The sequence below is a fragment of the Hydrogenophaga sp. genome (genome assembly GCF_050250835.1).
Lineage (GTDB): Bacteria > Pseudomonadota > Gammaproteobacteria > Burkholderiales > Burkholderiaceae_C > Hydrogenophaga.
The window spans coordinates 90704-108646 of record NZ_JBFWNX010000015.1 but is presented as its reverse complement, the minus strand read 5'-3'; the positions used below and the strand labels follow the sequence as shown (position 1 = coordinate 108646).

The 17943-nt window shown below is 66.3% G+C and carries 17 protein-coding genes and 1 pseudogene; 14 read left to right on the top strand and 4 right to left on the bottom strand.

The features are described 5' to 3' along the window. The 10 genes and pseudogenes from AB7F11_RS17470 to AB7F11_RS17425 form a co-directional block, all read left to right on the top strand. Positions 1 to 233 (top strand): annotated as a pseudogene (locus AB7F11_RS17470) (ABC transporter ATP-binding protein); the annotation flags it as partial. A 42-nt stretch (positions 234 to 275) separates the two neighbouring features. Then, positions 276 to 2825 (top strand): nitrite reductase large subunit NirB, encoded by a 2550-nt coding sequence (gene nirB / locus AB7F11_RS17465; protein ID WP_428288963.1) that lies wholly within the window; start codon positions 276 to 278, stop codon positions 2823 to 2825. Then, a complete protein-coding gene (nirD, locus tag AB7F11_RS17460; RefSeq protein WP_428288962.1) occupies positions 2822 to 3205 on the top strand; it encodes a nitrite reductase small subunit NirD in 384 nt (127 codons plus the stop codon). Before nirB ends, nirD begins: the two co-directional genes overlap by 4 nt. Then, positions 3202 to 6051, top strand: a complete 2850-nt coding sequence (locus AB7F11_RS17455) for a molybdopterin-dependent oxidoreductase (RefSeq protein WP_428288961.1) — start codon at positions 3202 to 3204, stop codon at positions 6049 to 6051. The genes nirD and AB7F11_RS17455 overlap by 4 nt, the downstream gene beginning before the upstream one ends. Positions 6052 to 6098: 47 nt before the next feature. Continuing rightward, positions 6099 to 7028, top strand: a complete 930-nt coding sequence (ybiB, locus tag AB7F11_RS17450) for a DNA-binding protein YbiB (RefSeq protein WP_428288960.1) — start codon at positions 6099 to 6101, stop codon at positions 7026 to 7028. After that, positions 7012 to 7797, top strand: coding sequence for a uroporphyrinogen-III C-methyltransferase (cobA, locus tag AB7F11_RS17445; protein ID WP_428288959.1), 786 nt, complete (start codon positions 7012 to 7014; stop codon positions 7795 to 7797). The genes ybiB and cobA overlap by 17 nt, the downstream gene beginning before the upstream one ends. 67 nt (positions 7798 to 7864) lie before the next feature. Next, positions 7865 to 8992, top strand: coding sequence for a sterol desaturase family protein (locus AB7F11_RS17440; RefSeq protein ID WP_428288958.1), 1128 nt, complete (start codon positions 7865 to 7867; stop codon positions 8990 to 8992). A gap of 12 nt (positions 8993 to 9004) precedes the next feature. Beyond that, on the top strand, positions 9005 to 10204 hold the full coding sequence (locus AB7F11_RS17435; protein ID WP_428289017.1) for an NAD(P)/FAD-dependent oxidoreductase: 1200 nt from the start codon (positions 9005 to 9007) through the stop codon (positions 10202 to 10204). A gap of 227 nt (positions 10205 to 10431) precedes the next feature. After that, positions 10432 to 10644, top strand: a complete 213-nt coding sequence (gene rpsU, locus AB7F11_RS17430; protein WP_056273869.1) for a 30S ribosomal protein S21 — start codon at positions 10432 to 10434, stop codon at positions 10642 to 10644. A 107-nt stretch (positions 10645 to 10751) separates the two neighbouring features. Then, the gene (locus AB7F11_RS17425) at positions 10752 to 11198 is read left to right on the top strand and encodes a GatB/YqeY domain-containing protein (protein WP_428288957.1); all 447 of its coding nucleotides are present in this window, start codon (positions 10752 to 10754) and stop codon (positions 11196 to 11198) included. On the opposite strand, the gene AB7F11_RS17420 is transcribed toward AB7F11_RS17425, so the two are convergent. Both AB7F11_RS17420 and pmbA read right to left on the bottom strand, forming a co-directional pair. Next, on the bottom strand, positions 11195 to 12082 hold the full coding sequence (locus AB7F11_RS17420) for a DMT family transporter (RefSeq protein WP_428288956.1): 888 nt from the start codon (positions 12080 to 12082) through the stop codon (positions 11195 to 11197). The genes AB7F11_RS17425 and AB7F11_RS17420 overlap by 4 nt on opposite strands. A gap of 4 nt (positions 12083 to 12086) precedes the next feature. After that, complete coding sequence (pmbA, locus tag AB7F11_RS17415; RefSeq protein ID WP_428288955.1) at positions 12087 to 13514, bottom strand: metalloprotease PmbA; 1428 nt, start codon at positions 13512 to 13514, stop codon at positions 12087 to 12089. Between the two features lie 71 nt (positions 13515 to 13585). On the opposite strand from pmbA, the gene yjgA reads away from it, so the two are divergent. From yjgA to AB7F11_RS17400, 3 genes are read left to right on the top strand one after another with little or no spacing between them, the layout of a single operon-like run. Further along, positions 13586 to 14242 carry a ribosome biogenesis factor YjgA gene (gene yjgA, locus AB7F11_RS17410; RefSeq protein WP_428288954.1) on the top strand — a complete coding sequence of 219 codons (657 nt, stop codon included), beginning with the start codon at positions 13586 to 13588 and terminating at the stop codon, positions 14240 to 14242. Further along, positions 14239 to 14844, top strand: a complete 606-nt coding sequence (gene mog / locus AB7F11_RS17405; protein WP_428288953.1) for a molybdopterin adenylyltransferase — start codon at positions 14239 to 14241, stop codon at positions 14842 to 14844. The genes yjgA and mog overlap by 4 nt, the downstream gene beginning before the upstream one ends. 22 nt (positions 14845 to 14866) lie before the next feature. Next, a complete protein-coding gene (locus AB7F11_RS17400; protein WP_428288952.1) occupies positions 14867 to 15343 on the top strand; it encodes an FKBP-type peptidyl-prolyl cis-trans isomerase in 477 nt (158 codons plus the stop codon). 63 nt (positions 15344 to 15406) lie between these two features. On the opposite strand, the gene cysE is transcribed toward AB7F11_RS17400, so the two are convergent. Continuing rightward, complete coding sequence (gene cysE, locus AB7F11_RS17395) at positions 15407 to 16171, bottom strand: serine O-acetyltransferase (RefSeq protein WP_428288951.1); 765 nt, start codon at positions 16169 to 16171, stop codon at positions 15407 to 15409. 10 nt (positions 16172 to 16181) lie between these two features. Continuing rightward, on the bottom strand, positions 16182 to 16916 hold the full coding sequence (locus AB7F11_RS17390; RefSeq protein ID WP_428288950.1) for an RNA methyltransferase: 735 nt from the start codon (positions 16914 to 16916) through the stop codon (positions 16182 to 16184). 118 nt (positions 16917 to 17034) lie between these two features. Here AB7F11_RS17390 and AB7F11_RS17385 point away from each other — a divergent pair, with 118 nt between their 5' ends. Beyond that, complete coding sequence (locus tag AB7F11_RS17385) at positions 17035 to 17940, top strand: inositol monophosphatase family protein (protein ID WP_428288949.1); 906 nt, start codon at positions 17035 to 17037, stop codon at positions 17938 to 17940. Positions 17941 to 17943 lie beyond the last annotated feature (3 nt).

Sequence of the window (17943 nt, the reverse complement as noted above, 5' to 3'; positions counted from 1 at the left end):
GGGCCCGCAGCCAGGTCACGGCCATGATGGTCACGCACGACGTGGACGAGGCCATCCTGCTGGCCGACCGCGTGGTGATGATGACCAACGGCCCGCGCGCGAAGATCGGCAAGATCATGGACGTGCCGCTGCCTCGCCCACGCACCCGCGAGGCGCTGCTGAGCCACCCGCGCTACTACGAGTTGCGCGAAGAGCTGATCGGCTTTCTCGAAGACTGCGGTCGCCAGCACTGAACGGCGCCGCCCTCGGACCCCATCCCCACCAGGACGCTCACCATGAAAAAGATGAAGCTCGTCATGATCGGCAACGGCATGGCCGGCGTGCGCACGCTCGAAGAGCTGCTCAAGATTGCGCCCGACCTGTACGACATCACCGTCTTCGGCGCCGAGCCGCACCCCAACTACAACCGCATCCTGCTCTCGCCGGTGCTGGCGGGCGAACAGACATTGGATGAGATCGTGCTCAACGACTGGGCCTGGTACAGCGACAACGGCATCACCCTGCACGCAGGCAAGACCGTGACCACCGTGGACCGTGTCAGGCGCATCGTGCGCGCCGACGACGGCCAGGGTGGCGTGATCGAAGCGCCGTACGACCGCCTCATCCTGGCCACCGGCTCCAACCCCTTCATGCTGCCGGTTCCAGGCAAGGACCTGGCAGGCGTGCTGGCCTACCGCGACATCGCCGACACGCAGGCCATGATTGACGCCGCTGCGCAGTACAAGCATGCGGTCGTCATCGGCGGCGGCCTGCTGGGACTGGAAGCGGCCAATGGTCTGATGAAACGCGGTATGACCGTGAGCGTGGTGCATGTCGCCCCCTGGCTCATGGAGCGCCAGCTCGACGACGTGGCGGGCAAGCTGCTGCAACAGTCGCTGGAGCAGCGTGGCATGAAATTTCTCATCGGTGCACAGACCGAGGCCCTGCTGCCTGCTGTTCGCCCGGAGCCTGGCGAAGGGCTTACCGATCCGTTGGCGCAAGGGCTTCGACAAGCTCAGCCCGAGCGGGTGATGGCTCAGCCCGAGCGGGTGGGGAGCATCCGCTTCAAGGACGGCACCGAGCTGCCGGCCGACCTCGTGGTGATGGCGGTGGGCATCCGTCCAAACACGGCGCTTGCGGAATCCATGAACCTGCACGTGAACAAGGGCATCGTCGTCAGCGACACCTTGCAGACCGTGACCGACCCGCGCATCTACGCGGTGGGTGAATGCGCTGCTCACCGCGGCATTGCCTATGGCCTGGTGGCACCTTTGTTCGAGCAGGGCAAGGTGCTGGCCACGCACCTGGCCGAGTTCGGCATCGGCCGATACGTCGGTTCGCTCACGTCGACCAAACTCAAGGTCACGGGCATCGACCTCTTCAGCGCCGGCGACTTCATGGGTGGCGAGCACACCGAAGAGATCGTGATGAGCGACCCCTCGGGTGGCGTGTACAAGAAGCTCGTCATCAAGGACGACAAGCTCGTGGGTGCCTGCCTCTATGGCGACACCGTCGATGGCAGCTGGTACTTCAAGTTGCTGCGCGATGGGCGCAGCGTGGCCGACATCCGCGACCGGCTGATGTTCGGAGAGTCCAACATCGGCGACGTGGGCCACCAGGGCCACAGCAAGGCCGCAGCCATGGCCGACACCGACGAAGTCTGTGGCTGCAACGGCGTGACCAAGGGCAGCATCTGCAAAGCCATCAAGGACAAGGGGCTGTTCACCCTGGAAGAGGTGCGCAAGCACACCAAGGCCAGCGCGTCCTGCGGTTCCTGCACCGGCCTGGTGGAACAGATCCTGATGTTCACCGCCGGTGGGGACTATTCCGCCACGCCCAAACTGAAGGCCATGTGCGCCTGCACCGACCACGGCCACCAGGCCGTGCGCGACGCCATCCGGGAAAGCCGGCTGCTGAGCATCGGCGAGGTGTTTCAAGGCCTGGGCTGGCGCACGCCCAACGGCTGTGCCACCTGCCGTCCCGCCGTCAACTACTACCTCATCAGCACCTGGCCCAAAGAAGCCAAGGACGATCCGCAGAGCCGCTTTATCAACGAGCGCGCGCACGCGAACATCCAGAAGGACGGGACCTACAGCGTGATCCCGCGCATGTGGGGCGGCGAAACCACCGCCGACGAGCTGCGACGCATCGCCGACGCGGTGGACAAGTACCAGATCCCCACCGTGAAGGTGACGGGCGGCCAGCGCATCGACCTGCTGGGCGTGAAGAAAGAAGACCTGCAGGCGGTGTGGAGGGACATCGGCATGCCCAGCGGCCATGCCTACGCCAAAGCGCTGCGCACGGTGAAGACCTGCGTGGGCAGCGAGTGGTGCCGCATGGGCACGCAGGACAGCACCCAGATGGGCAAGGACCTGGAGCGCGCGATGTGGCGCATGTACGCACCCCACAAGGTGAAGTTCGCGGTGAGCGGCTGCCCGCGCAACTGCGCAGAGGCGGGCATCAAGGACGTGGGCATCATTGGCGTGGACTCGGGCTGGGAGATGTACGTGGCCGGCAACGGCGGTATCAAGACCGAGGTGGCCCAGTTTTTCACCAAGCTCAAGACCGCTGAAGAAGTGCTGGAATACACCGGTGCGTTCATGCAGCTCTATCGCCTGGAAGGCTGGTACCTGGAGCGCACGGTGCACTATGTGAACCGTGTCGGCCTCGACCACGTGAAGAAGAAGATCCTGGACGACCACGAGGGACGAAAGGCGCTGTGGGAACAACTGCAGTTCGCGCTTGACGGCGAGCCGGACCCCTGGTTCGAGCACCAGAAAGCAGCGGTGGACACGCGCCAGTTCATCCCGATCAGGGCGGTGGCTCTTGAAGGGAGCGCAGCATGAACCGCTGGATCGCCATCGCCCGCGTGGACGACATTCCGGTGCTGGGTTCGCGCTGCGTCGAGCGCGAACACGGCCTGGATGTGGCGGTGTTCCGCAACGACCAGAACGAGGTGTTTGCCTTGCTCGACCGCTGCCCGCACAAGGGTGGTCCCCTGAGCCAGGGCATCGTGTTTGGCACCCACGTGGCGTGCCCCATGCACAACTGGACGATCGGCCTGGACAGCGGGTGCGCCAGAGAGCCCGACGAAGGCTGCACGCCGAAGTTCGCCGTCAAGGTCGAAGACGGTGTGGTGCACCTGGACGCCCAGGAACTGGCCAGCCACGCCACCGATCTCACCCGCCCCCTCGCGGGCCCCGCTCGACGAACCGAAGCCGCATGATCCCGACCACCACCCGCTCAACCTGCCCTTACTGCGGCGTGGGCTGCGGGGTGCTGATCGACAGCGTGGGCAGCCAGATCACCGCTGTACGCGGCGACCCGCAGCATCCGGCGAACTTTGGCCGACTCTGCACCAAGGGCCAGACGCTGCACCTCACCGCGTCGCCCGCTGTCACGCAGCAGGCGCGCCTGCTGCAACCGATGAGGCGCCTGCGACGCGGTGCGCCTGCGCAGCCCGTGACATGGGACGCGGCGCTGGACCTTGCGACCGATCGTTTTTCGACAGCCATCGCCACCCACGGTCCCGACGCGGTTGGCTTCTATGTCAGCGGCCAGCTGCTCACCGAGGACTACTACGCCTTCAACAAGTTGGCCAAGGGCCTGATCGGCACCAACAACATCGACACCAATTCGCGCCTGTGCATGAGCAGCGCGGTGGCTGGCTACAAGCTCACGCTTGGGGCCGACGCGCCACCGGCCTGCTACGACGATGTGAACCATGCGCAATGCCTTTTCATCGTCGGCAGCAACGCGGCGTTCGCCCATCCCGTGTTGTTTCGCCGGATCGAGGAAGCCAAGGCGAAGAACCCGGCGATGAAGGTGATCGTGGCCGACCCGCGCCGCACCGACACCGCCGGCTTTGCCGACCTGTTTCTACCGCTGCAACCCGGCAGCGACGTGATGCTGTTCCACGGTCTGCTTCACATCATGCTGTGGGAGAGCTGGATCGACCACGCGTACATCGCTGCCCATACCACCGGTTTCGATGCGCTCAAGGCGCTGGTGCGTGAATACACGCCCGAGCGTGTGGCACAGGCCTGCGGACTCAGCAGGGAAGACCTGTTTACCGCCGCGCGGTGGTTTGCCACATCGTCCGCCACGCTGAGCCTGTATTGCCAGGGCCTGAACCAGAGCAGCAGCGGTACAGCCAAGAATGCCACGTTGATCAACCTGCACCTGGCCACCGGCCAGATCGGCAAACCCGGTGCCGGTCCGTTCAGCCTGACCGGTCAGCCCAACGCCATGGGCGGGCGCGAGGTCGGCGGCCTGGCCAACCTGCTGAGCGCCCACCGCGACCTGTCCAACCCACAGCACCGCGCCGAAGTGGCCGCGCTCTGGGGCGTGCCCGCCGTGCCAGAGAAGCCCGGCAAGACCGCCGTGGAAATGTTCCAGGCCGCCGCCGACGGCGAGATCAAGGCTCTGTGGATCGCCTGCACCAACCCGGCGCAATCCATGCCCGACCAGGCCACCGTGCGCCGCGCACTGCAGCGCGCCGAGTTCATCGTGGTGCAAGAGGCCTACGCCACCGCCGCCACCTGCGACTTCGCCGATCTGCTGCTCCCCGCCACCACGTGGGGCGAGAAGGACGGCACCGTGACCAACAGCGAACGCCGCATCAGCCGCGTGCGACCGGCCGTGCCCGCGCCCGGCCAGGCACGGCACGACTGGCGCATTGCGGTCGATTTTGCAAGGCGCCTCGAGCGCAGGCTTCCCGTTCGGGCTGAGCCTGTCGAAGCCCCTGCCAACGAAGGCCATGAAAAGGCTTCGACAGGCTCAGCCCGAGCGGATACGTCACTCTTTTCTTGCGACACGCCCGAATCCATCTGGCTCGAACACCGCGAATCGACGCGCGGACGCGATCTCGACATCACCGGCCTCTCGTACGCGATGCTCGAACAACAAGGCCCGCAGCAATGGCCCATCCGGCCGGGTGAGGCAGAGGGAAAACAGCGTCTCTACGAAGACGGCGTCTTCCCCACGCCCGATGGCAAGGCGCGCTTTGCGGCCCTGCCCTTCGTGCCGCTGGCCGAGCCCCGCGAATCGCGCTACCCGTTCTCGCTCACCACCGGGCGCCTGCGCGACCAGTGGCACGGCATGACACGAACCGGCACACTGGGCCGGCTGTTCGGCCACGTGGCAGAGCCTGCCGTGCAATTGAACCCGCAGGACATGGAACGCAGGGGCCTCCATGAGGGCGACCTGGTGCACGTGACCAGCAAGCGCGGCTCCATCCTGGTGCCGGTGCAGGGTTCGGACGACATAGGCCTTTCGCAGGCTTTCATGGCCATGCACTGGGGTTCGGAATTCCTGAGCGGCATCAGCAGCACGGGCGAGGTGCTCGCGGGCGTGAACGCGCTCACCACCTCGGCGCATTGCCCCACGTCGAAACAACCCGAGCTCAAGCACGCAGCGGTGAAGGTGCTCAAGGCCGAACTGCCATGGGCGCTGCTGGCGGTGGCCTGGTTGCCCGAGGCACAGGCGCTGAACGCGCGCGAGGGACTGCGAGCCCTGATGGCGCGGTTTCCCTACGCATCCTGTGTGCCCTTCGGCAGGGAGCGCACCGGCGTGCTGTTTCGCGCCGCCGCGCACCAAGCGCCCGAGCCTGCCCTGGTCGAGCACATCGAAGCCCTGCTGGGCCTGGCCACCGCCGACGCGCTGCGCTACGCCGACCGGCGCCTGGGCCAGCGCCGCACCGCGCGTCTGGTGCGCGGCGGCGAGTCCACCCGGCTCGAAGGTTTCGTGCTCGCAGGCGACACGCGCGCCGAGGTCTGGATCAAGCCCCTACTGCAGGACGAGATGCCTGCCGCCGCCTACGGCCGCCTCCTCCTCATGCCAGGTGCCAAGGCGCCCGTGGCCATCGAGCGCAAGGGCCGGCAGATCTGCACGTGCTTCAACGTGACGGAAGACGCCATCCGCGGCCGCCTCCAGACATGCGAAGGGAGCGAGGCCGAGCGCCTGGCGGCCCTGCAGGACGGGCTGAAATGCGGCACCAACTGCGGGTCCTGCGTGCCAGAACTCAAACGCATGGTCCGCGAGACCTTGCCCACGTCCGCAACGGTCATATAACGCGAAGTCATCAAACTTCCCGGACAATTCGCGAAACAACGACACCCATGGGTATCAGCCACTACATCAAGGACATCGGCCGCGGCAAGGAAGGCGCCCGCTCGCTCACCCGCGAGCAGGCCGCCGACCTGCTGGGCCAGGTGCTGGATGGCGCGGTGAGCGATCTGGAGGTCGGCGGCTTCTGCCTTGCGATGCGGATCAAGGGCGAAACGCCGCAGGAAATGGCCGGCTTCCTGGACGCGGCCCACGCGCGGCTGCTGCGCCTGCCTGACATCGGCCCCGCCACGGTCGTGCTGCCCAGCTACAACGGCGCGCGCAAGCTGCCGGTGCTCACGCCGCTGCTGGCCCTGCTGCTGGCGCGCCAGGGCGCCGCCGTGCTGGTGCATGGCACCGCCACCGAAGACAAGCGCGTGCCCGTGGACCAGGTGTTCGCCGAACTCGGCATCAAGCCCGCGAGGCAGGTGGCTGCGCTTCCGGCCGGCGAACTCGCCTTCGTGCCCACCGAGGTGCTCTCGGTCAGCCTCAAGCGGCTGCTTGACGTGCGCCGCGCGGTCGGCCTTCGCAACCCGGCGCACAGTCTCGTCAAGCTCATGAACCCTTGCGCGGGCCAGGCCTTCATCGTCGGCAGCTACACCCACCCCGAGTACGCGAGCTCCATGGCCGCCACCTGGACGCTCACTGGCGCCCACGCGCTGCTGCTGCGTGGCACCGAGGGCGAGCCGGTGGCCGACGCGCGCCGCACGCCGCGCATGGAGGTGTTCCGCGACGGTCGGCGCTCCGAGGTGCAGACAGCGCACGAGGGTCCCCTGGCGCACCTGCCTTCGCTCCCCTCCACGGACGCCATTCAAACGGCCGCGTACATCCGCGCCGTGCTCGACGGCACACAGCCCGTGCCCACGCCCATTGCCTTGCAGGTGGAACACATCTTGCGAGAGCTACACCACCATGAATCCGCAGCCCATGCCATCGCCGTCTGAGTTCCTTCCCGGCACCGTCTCGCTCGTCGGCGCCGGACCGGGCGACCCTGAGTTGCTCACGCTCAAGGCCGTCAAGGCCATTTCTGCGGCCACGGTGCTGCTGGTCGACGACCTGGTGAGCGAAGGCGTGCTGGCCCACGCTCGCCCGAACGCACGCATCGTGCACGTCGGCAAACGCGGCGGCTGCAAAAGCACGCCGCAGGCCTTCATCGAGAAACTCATGGTCATGGCAGCGCGCGAGGGCGAAGTGGTGGTGCGCCTCAAGGGTGGTGATCCGTTCATCTTCGGGCGTGGCGGCGAAGAGGTGGAACACCTGCGCGAAGCCGGCATCGAGGTGCAGGTGGTCAACGGCATCACCGCCGGCCTGGCAGGCCTCAGCTCGCTCGGCGTGCCGCTCACGCACCGCGAACACGCGCACGGCGTGGTGTTCGTGACCGGCCACGCCAAGCCCGGCGACAAGGGCACCGACTGGCAGGCCCTGGCCACCACGGCGCGCGATGCGAAGCTCACACTCGTGATCTACATGGGCGTGGCCAGCGCCGCGCAGATCCAGCAGGACCTGCTCACCGGGCTGCCCGCCGACACGCCGCTGGCCGTGATCCAGCACGCCACGCTGCCCCAACAGCGACACGCCGTCACCAGCCTGGGGCAACTGCGCGCCACCATCGAGCGCGAAGATCTGGGCAGCCCGGCGGTGATCGTGGTGGGCGACGTGGTCAGCGGCATTGCCGCCCTGCAAGTACCCCTGCCGATCATCCGAAGCGCCTGAAACGGCCATCCTGTGCCCGCTACACTGCGGCACCCGCGCCCGTCGGCGCCAGGGGGGAGCGAGCGGCATGCTCAAAAAACTGAACGATTTCACCGAGAGCCATGGCACCCTGCGGCCCGGCCGAGGCCTGGTCACCGGCGTGATTGCGCTGACCCTGGCCATCCTGTGTTTCCTGGGCGTGATGGCCTTTCATTTTCCGCAGTACCTGACCACGCCCGAGTTGCGCAAGCAATATGACGTGGCGCTGATGCGCCAGCTGCTGTTCGGCGCCCTGGTGGCTGCTGGCGGCCTGAGCCTGGTGAACGTGCTGTTCAACCGGGCGCGCTGGCTCTCGGCCTTCGCCTTCGCGCTGGTCCTGCTCAGCGCGCTGCTGGGTGGGCACCAGGTCGAAGTGGATCCGAACTTCCCCGAACACACACCGTACATCGGCATGGACTGGTTCATCCTCGACCTGCTGGGTTCTGCGCTGGTCTTCATCTTCGTCGAGAAGCTGTTCGCCCTGCGCAAGGACCAGCCGGTGTTCCGCCCCGAGTGGCAGACCGACTTCCATCACTTCATCGTCAACCACATGGTGATCGGCTTCATGCTGCTGGCCACCAATCTGCTGGTGCACAACCTCTTTGGCTGGGTGCCGGTGGACGGCGTGCGCGGCTGGATCGCGGCGCTGCCATTCTGGGCCGCGCTGCCGCTCATCATCCTGGTGGCCGACCTCGCCCAATACTGGACACACCGCGCCTACCACGAGGTACCACTGCTGTGGCGCCTGCACGCGGTGCACCACAGCACCAAGCACATGGACTGGATGGCTGGCTCGCGCCAGCACATCCTGGAGACCATCATCACGCGAACGCTGGTGCTCGGCCCGATCTACCTGCTGGGCTTCTCCAAGGAAGTGATCGACGCCTACATCATCGTGGTGGGCTTCCAGGCCGTGTTCAATCACGCCAACGTGAGCGTGCGCCTGGGACCACTGCGCTACCTCATCGTCACACCCAACTTCCACCACTGGCACCACAGCCAGGATCAGGAGGCGCTGGACAGGAACTACGCGGCGCACTACGCCTTCCTGGACCACCTTTTCGGCACCGCCGTCAACAGCCCCAAGGTCTGGCCAGAGCGTTACGGCGTACTCGGCGACTACGTGCCCAAGGGATTCCTGCGGCAGCTCGCCTTTCCGTTCACCTGGAAGGGCTGACAGGTGAGCGACATGTGGGACGCCGTGGTGATCGGTGCGGGTGCCGCCGGGCTTTTCTGCGCCGGCATCGCGGGCCAGCGCGGCCTGCGCGTGCTGGTGCTCGACCACAGCGAGAAGGTGGCTGAAAAGGTCCGCATCTCGGGCGGTGGCCGGGCGAATTTCACCAACCGCGACCTTGACCCGCAGGCGCCTCACAAGCACTTCATCAGCGCCAACCCCCACTTCTGCCGTTCGGCGCTTTCGCGTTACACACCGGCCGACTTCATCGCGCTCGTACAGCGCCACGGCATCGCCTTTCACGAGAAACACAAGGGCCAGCTCTTCTGTGACCGATCCGCCGAAGACCTGATTCAGATGCTGCTGCGTGAATCTGAAGCCGGCGGCGTGCAGCGCTGGCAGCCCTGTGGCGTGAAGGCCATGCGGGTCGCAGGCGACGGCACTTTCGAGCTCGACACCGACCAGGGTGTGGTGAAAAGCCGCGCGGTGGTGGTGGCCACCGGCGGCCTGTCCATCCCCAAGATCGGCGCCACCGACTTCGGCTACCGCATCGCAAAGCAGTTTGGTCTGAAGTCGGTGGAAACACGCCCAGGCCTGGTGCCCATGACTTTCGATGGCGACGGCTGGGCACCCTACGGCGGGCTTGCGGGACTGGCGCTGCCCGTGCGCATCGAGACCGGCGACAAGAAGAGCCGAACGGCTTTCCTCGAGGACCTGCTGTTCACCCACCGGGGCCTGTCTGGCCCGGCTGTGCTGCAGATCTCCAGCTACTGGCGCGAGGGCGCTCCCATCCGCCTGAACCTGGCGCCCGAAGCCGACCTGCCCGCCGCGCTGGCGCGCGCCAAGGCCACCTCCCGCAAGCTGCTGTCCAACGAACTCGCCGCACTGGTGCCCAGCCGCCTGGCCGAAGCCTGGGTGCAGCAGGACGCCGACTGGCAGCGCCCCGTGGCCGAGGCCTCCGACAAGGCGCTGGCCCGGCTGGCGGAGCGACTCTCACGCTGGGAGATCACACCCACCGGCACCGAGGGCTACAAGAAGGCCGAAGTCACGCTGGGCGGCGTGGATACACGCGAACTGTCCTCGCAGAGCCTGGAATCGAAGCAGCCGGGTCTGTACTTCATTGGCGAGGTGGTGGACGTGACCGGCTGGCTGGGTGGCTACAACTTCCAGTGGGCCTGGTCCAGCGCCCATGCCTGCGCACAGGCCCTGCCCTGATCGCCCCAGCCGCGCTGCGCCAACGGGCGGCGTCCCGTTGGCGGGCGAGGCGCCCCGATGATCTGCACAATCTTGCCTGGTGCCCAGGAATGGCTATAATGCTAGGCTTTGCTGGCAAATCCCCGTCGGCCAATACCAGTTAATGACGGGACATTTTTGCGGAAACGACGCTCGGGCCCGATCTTCCCGACCATCCTCTTCCCGCGCATTCTGGACAACCTTCGCCCATGACGACCATCCGTGTAAAAGACAACGAGCCCTTCGACGTCGCCCTGCGCCGTTTCAAGCGCACCATCGAAAAACTCGGCCTGCTGACCGATCTGCGCGCCCGCGAGTTCTACGAAAAGCCCACTGCCGAGCGCAAGCGCAAGAAGGCCGCTGCCGTCAAGCGCCACTACAAGCGCGTGCGCTCCATGCAGTTGCCCAAGAAGCTGTACTGAGCCAGCGCCACCGGGGCAACCCGGTCGCCCGAAAGCCCGCTGGAGGACGCTCGAGCGGGCTTTTTTGTTGGCCCCACTTCCTCCCGAATCACCACCCGGAGCACCCCATGAGCCTGAAAGAACAGATCACCGAAGACATGAAGGCCGCCATGCGCGCCAAGGACAGCGAGCGTCTGGGCACCATCCGCCTGCTCACCGCTGCCATGAAGCAGAAGGAAGTGGACGAGCGCGTGGAGCTGGACGACGCGATGGTCGTCGCCATCGTGGACAAGCTGGTCAAGCAGCGCAAGGACAGCATCGAAGCTTTCACCAAGGCCGCTCGCCAGGACCTGGTGGACAAGGAGACCGCCGAGATGAAGGTGCTGCAGGCCTACCTGCCGGCGCGACTTTCGGCCGAAGCAGTGGCTGCGGAGGTGCAAGCCATCGTGGTTGAACTGGGTGCCAAGGGCCCGGGCGACATGGGCAAGGTCATGGGGGTGGTGAAAGCGCGTCTGGCCGGCAAGGCCGACATGGGCCAGGTGTCGGCAGCCGTGAAGGCCGCGCTGGCCGGCTAGGAAAGAATCATCGCGGTGCCAGCCACCGCGAGCCCGGCACCGAGCCAGGCGCCCATCGCCGGACGCCGCCGGTATACGATCCAAAGCACTGGCAGGATCAGGATCGGCGTCACCGAGGACAGCACGGCCACCAGCCCGGCCTGGCCGTGCTTCATGGCCTGCAGGATCAGCGTCATGCCCAGCGCCATGGCCACGGCAGCGCTGCCGAAAATCAGGGCCGCGTCCTTCATGCGCACGGGCGCCAGCGATCGGGCACCGGCCCAGCCAGTGGCAAACAGGAGACCGTGAGCCACCAGCGCCATGCTCATTCGCATGGCCGAGCCAGCCACCGCGTCGATGCCGGTGGTCATGAGCGGTTTGAGCATGAGCGTGGCCACCGACTGGCACAGCGCGGCCAGCAGCCCCAGGACAACGCCCACAGCCAGCCGGCCGCGCGTCTGTTCCCAGCCATGCTGCTCGTCGCCACGGCGGCCCCACACGATGGCCAGCATCACCCCACCCACCAGCAAACCGCTGCCCGCCAGCGCCCAGCCCCACAGGCTCTCACCCAGGAATAGCCAGGCCAGCACCGCAGAGAACAGGGCGTGGGTGGCAAACAGCACGCCGGAGCGGCGTGGCCCCAGGCGGTTCATGCAGGCAAATAGCGCGGTGTCGCCGATAAAGATGCCGATCAAGCCGGAAGCCGCGAGCAGGCCAAAGGCCGACGCATCCAGCGTGCGCCAGCCACCGGTGACCAGTGCAATGAGCCAGAGGATGAGACTGGCAAAGAGCATCCGCCAGCGGCTGAAGGTAAACGCTCCGAGGCGCTGCGAAGCGGGTGCCGAGAACAGCGCCGCCACGGCCCAGCACGCGGCAGCGAGCAAGGCCAGGGCTTCAGGGCGCAAGAAATCAGCTCCCTGCGATCTTCATGCGGTTCACAAGGATCGAGCCAGTTGTCTTGGCTCCGTAGTTGTAAGCGTCCGCACCGACTGCCTCGATGCCCAGCAGCATGTCCTTCAGGTTGCCAGCGATGGTGATCTCGTGCACCGGGTAGGCGATCTCGCCGTTCTCCACCCAGTAGCCGGAGGCGCCGCGCGAGTAGTCGCCGGTCACGTAGTTGACGCCCTGGCCCATGAGCTCGGTGACAAAAAGGCCTCGCCCCAGCTTTCTGAGCATGGCACGCAAATCATCGCCCGGCTGCGTGAGACGGCTCTTGAGCGTGAGGTTGTGCGAGCCGCCAGCGTTGCCGGTGGTGCGCAGGCCCAGCTTGCGTGCCGAGTAGGTGGACAGGAAATAGCCCTGCACGCGGCCGGCCGACACCACTTTGCGCTTCGAGGTGCGCACGCCTTCATCGTCGAACGGCGAGCTGCCCTTGCCGTTGCGCACGTGCGGGTCCTCCTCGATGTCGAGGTGCCTGGCAAGCACCCGCTTGCCCATGCTGTCGTGCAGGAAGGTGGTGTTGCGGTAGAGCGCACCGCCGCTGGTGGCCTGCACGTAACTGCCCAGCAGGCCGGCAGCCAGGGGTGATTCGAACAGCACCGGGCATTCGGTGGTGGCGATCTTGCGGCCGTTCAGGCGCGCCAGCGTGCGTTCGGCGGCGTAGCGGCCCACCGCTTCGGGCGTGGCCAGGTCCTGGGGTGCGCGCATGGAGCTGTACCAGTAGTCGCGCTGCATGTTCGAGCCCTTGCCCGCGATGGGCGCCACCGAAAGGCTGTGGCGCGAGCTGGCGTAACCGCCGCTGAAGATACCGGCCTTGCCGCGTTCGCCGCCGCGCAGGTGCGCCGCAAAGAAATGCGACTGCTGTGCCGACACGCCAGCGCCTTCGCTGTTGTTGATCTTTTTGCTGGTGGAGAAAGCGGCGGCCTCGCAGGCCAGGGCGATGCGTGCGGCGTCTTCCGAGTTCAGCGACCAGGGGTGAAAGAGGTCGAGATCGGTGTAGGTGTCCGCCACGTCCTGGGCATCGGGCAGGCCGGCCATGGGGTCTTCTGCGGTGAAGCGCGCGATGTCGTAAGCGGCCTGCACCGTCTGGCGGATGGCCGCAGCGGAAAAGTCGGAGGTGGAGGCGTTGCCGCGCTTGTGGCCCAGGTAGACCGTGACGCCGAGTGACTTGTCGCGGTTGCGCTCCACGTTTTCCAGTTCGCCCTTGCGCACCGACACGCTCAGGCCTGCGCCTTCGGAGACCTCGGCCGCCGCATCGGCCGCGCCGAGCTGTTTCGCGTGCGAAAGCGCCAGGTCGATCAGTTCCTCGAACTGGCTGCGGGCGTACTGGAATCCGGGAAGGGGGTTGCGAGGATCGGCTGCCGGGCCGGAACCGAGGGCTTGGGAGGGTTTTTTCATGTCGACGGCTATGATACTTGCCGCCCCTCCTGGCCGCTGCCATTCGAGCAGATGCCCATTTCACGAACCACATGTCCCGCAAACCCACCAAAGGCTATTTCGTCCGTGGCCAGTTCGTCGCTCTCGGCAGCGAACTGGACCAGGAGCTCAAGCGCGAGCTCAAGGGTTCGGCGGAGATGAGCAAGACCGACCTCAAGAAATACAGTGACCGCCTGCAGCAACTGGGCGAGAGCCTGCTGACCCTGCGCACGGACCTCATGCAGAAGCTCGATCTGTCCGAGAAGCTGCAAGACGCCGTGGCCGAGGCCAGGCGCATCACCAACTTCGAAGGCCGACGCCGCCAGATGCAATACATCGGCAAGCTCATGCGGGGTGTGGACGAAGACACGCTGGCTGCCGTGGAGGCCGCGCTCGACGAACAGAACAAGGGCTCGGCCAAGGGCACGCTCTCGCTGCACCTGGCCGAGCAGTGGCGCGATCGCCTGATCGCCGACGACGAGGCACTCACGCAATGGCTGCAGCTCGACGCTGGCGCCGACGTGCAGCAACTGCGAGCGTTGATCCGCCAGGCGCGCAAAGACGCACAGGCCACGCAGGCGCAGGAGCGTCCCGGCGAAGCCGTGCGTCACGGCAAGGCTTACCGCGAGATCTTCCAGACCGTCAAGGCGGCACTGAACCAGGACGCCGGCCATCCGGCCGGCTCCACCGAGAACGAAGAACATCCATGACCGACACAGCATCCAGCGGCTCCGATCCGGTGCGCATCGGCATCGTCTCCATCAGCGATCGCGCCAGCAGTGGCGTGTATGAAGACAAGGGCCTGCCCGCGCTGCAAGACTGGCTCACGCGGGCGCTGAAGAATCCCGTCGCCTTTGAGCCGCGCCTGATTCCCGACGAAGCCGAGCGCATCAGCGCCACGCTGATCGAGCTGGTGAACGCTGGCTGTGCGCTGGTGCTCACCACCGGCGGCACCGGCCCCGCCCTGCGCGATGTGACCCCCGAGGCCACGCTGGCCGTGGCGCACAAGGAGATGCCCGGGTTTGGCGAACAGATGCGCCAGATCAGCCTGACCTTCGTGCCCACCGCCATCCTCTCGCGCCAGGTCGCCGTGGTGCGCGAGCGCAGCCTCATCATCAACCTGCCTGGCCAGCCCAAGGCCATCGCCGAAACGCTGGAAGGCCTGAAGAACGCCGATGGCACGCAGAAGGTCAACGGCATCTTTGCCGCCGTACCCTATTGCATCGACCTCATCGGCGGGCCCTACCTCGAAACGAACGACGAAGTCTGCAAAGCCTTCCGTCCCAAATCTGCCATGCGCCCCGCGCGCTGAAACTTTCATTCCAGAGAACGCCATGAAGATCGCCAAGGACACCATCGTCACCCTCACCTTCCGCGCCACCGATGCCAGAGGCAAGGTGCTCGAAGACGGCAAGACCCCACGCGCCTACCTGCACGGCGGCTATGGCAACACGCTGCCCGGCGTGGAAATGGCGCTCGAAGGCCAGGAAAAGGGGTTTGCCACCACCGTGAAGCTGCTCCCTTCGCTGGCCTTCGGCGACCGCGACGAAAGCCTGGTGACCACCATCTCCAAGAAGAACTTCCCGCCGGGCGTGAAGGTGGGTGGCCAGCTTGAAGGCAGCAACGAGCAGGGCGAGCGCCAGGTGTTCACGGTGACCAAGATCAAAGGCGACACCGTTTACCTGGACGGCAACCACCCCTTGGCGGGTGAAGAGCTCACCTTCTCGCTGAAGGTGATGGATGTGAAGGCCGCCTCAGCCGAGGAAATCTCGCATGGCCACGCGCATGGTGATCACGGTCATCATCACTGACCACCACGTCCGATCGCCCTGAGCCTGTCGAAAGGGGCTTCGACAGGCTCAGCCCGAACGGACTTACTTGCCCACCAGCTGGTTGAGCTTTTCAGCCTCGAAGCACTCCTTGAGCGCCGCATCGCTCGGCACGCAATCCCCGTCGCGAGCCCCGGCCAGCTTCTCGATCGCCTGCCACAGCAACGCGATCTGGTGTTCCTGGCTGGCGGTGCTGTCGATCAGGCCACGCATGGCCTGCGACAGAGGATCGTCTTCCTGCGTGATGCCATAGGCCTGGAACTTGGGGTCGGTCACATCGGCGCTTTCGCCGGTCTTGCTCGGAATGATGCGTGCCGGAATGCCCACCGCCGTGGCGCCCGCTGGCACGGGCTTGATCACCACCGCGTTGCTGCCAATCTTGGCACCATCGCCCACCAGGAAACCGCCCAGGACCTTCGCGCCGGCACTCACCACCACGTCCTTGCCCAGGGTGGGGTGGCGCTTGGTGCCCTTGTAGAGCGAGGTGCCCCCCAGCGTGACGCCCTGGTAGATGGTGCAGCCATCGCCAATTTCAGCGGTCTCCCCGACCACCACACCCATGGCGTGATCGAAGAACACACGCTCGCCCAGCCTGGCGCCCGGATGGATCTCGATGCCGGTGAACCAGCGCGAGAGGTGCGAGATGAAGCGGCCCGCCCATTTGAAGCCGTGCGTCCAGCACCAGTGCGCCGGGCGGTGCAGCCACACGGCGTGCAATCCGGGATAGCAGGTGATCACCTCCCAGGTGCCGCGCGCGGCTGGGTCGCGGTCAAGGATGCACTGGATGTCGGATCGGATGCGGGCAAACATGGCGCCGAGTCTAGCCCTTGCCACGTTCGGTGGCTTGCAGCATGGCTTTGGCGACACCTCGAAGAATGTGGATTTCCTCTTCGCTCGGTGCAGCGCGGTTGAAAAGCTGGTTCAGCCGTGGCATGAGCTTCTTGGGCGCCTGCGGGTCGAGAAAGTCCACCGCCACCAGGGCACGTTCCAGGTGTTCGAGCATGCCGGCAAGTGCTCTCGCGTCGGCATGCGGCCGCTCGGCCACCACCACCGGCGCAGCAAAACCACCCAGCGCCAGGCGCCAGTCGTAGGCAATGAGCTGCACCGCAGCGGCCAGGTTGAGCGAGCCGAAACCGGGCGCGGTGGGGATGGACAGCGCCACATGGCAACGGTAGACGTCCTCGTTGCGCATGCCGAATCGCTCGGAGCCGAACAGGAAGGCCACGCCCCCGGGGGGATCGCCCGCGCTCAGCAGGCCGGTGAAATGCTCACGCGGGGCGAGCGTGGGTGGGCCGAAGTCGCGCGGGGTCATGGCAGTGGCGCAAAGATGGCTCATGCCGTCCAGCGCCTCGTCGAGCGTGTCCACGATGCGGGCCTTGGCCAGCACGTCGTTGGCACCACTGGCGCGCTGGATGGTCTCTTCTCGGCGCAACACGTTGGCCCAGCGTGGCTGCACCAGAACCAGGTCGTCGAAACCCATGACCTTCATGGCGCGGGCCACGCCGCCCACATTGCCGGCGTGACTGGTCTGGATGAGAACAAAACGGGTGCGCATGCAGCAAGGGCCTGGGACGGTAAAATCCCGGCTATTGTCGCCGCCCGCATCGCCGGGCCTTCCCTCCCGCTCATCCCCTGTCGCGCCCGCCTTCGCGGTGCGCCGAGGTACACAATTCATGTCGTCCACACTCCACCCCATGCTCAACGTGGCCATCAAGGCCGCACGCACCGCTGGCACCCTCATCAACCGCGCCGCGCTGGACGTGGAGTCGGTCCGGGTCTCGGTCAAACAGACCAACGATTTCGTGACCGAGGTCGATCAGGCCGCCGAGGCCGCGATCATCGACACCCTGCTCACCGCCTATCCCGACCACGCCATCTGGGCCGAAGAATCGGGCAAGCGGCCGGGCAAGCACGGCGGCGCAGACCATGTCTGGATCATCGACCCGCTGGACGGCACCACCAACTTCATTCATGGCTTTCCGGTCTACTGCGTGAGCATTGCACTCATGGTGGGCAACCGGATCGAACAGGCCGTGGTCTACGACCCTTCGCGCAACGACCTCTTCTGCGCCACCCGTGGGCGCGGCGCGTACATGAACGACCGCCGCGTGCGCGTGGCCAAGCGCACCACGCTGCGCGACTGCCTGCTCTCCACTGGGTTTCCCTTCCGCCCGGGCGACTCCTTCCAGACCTACCTGCAACTGTTTGGCGATGTGATGCCGCGCGTGGCCGGCCTGCGCCGCCCCGGCTCAGCTGCGCTCGATCTGGCCTACGTGGCCGCCGGATTCACCGACGGCTTCTTTGAAACCGGCCTGTCTCCCTGGGACGTGGCCGCTGGCGCGCTGCTGGTCACCGAAGCGGGGGGGCTGGTGGGCAACTTCACTGGCGAGTCCGACTTCCTCGAACAGAAAGAATGCCTCGCTGCCAACCCCAAGATCTACGGCCAGCTCGTCGGCCTGACGGGCAAATACAGCAAATTCGCTAGCGCAGGAGACAAGGCCGCTGTGCGCCAGGCCAGGAAGGACGCCGCCAACGCGGCACCGGAACAGCAAAGCGCCAGCGAAGACCCGGCTGCCTGAGCG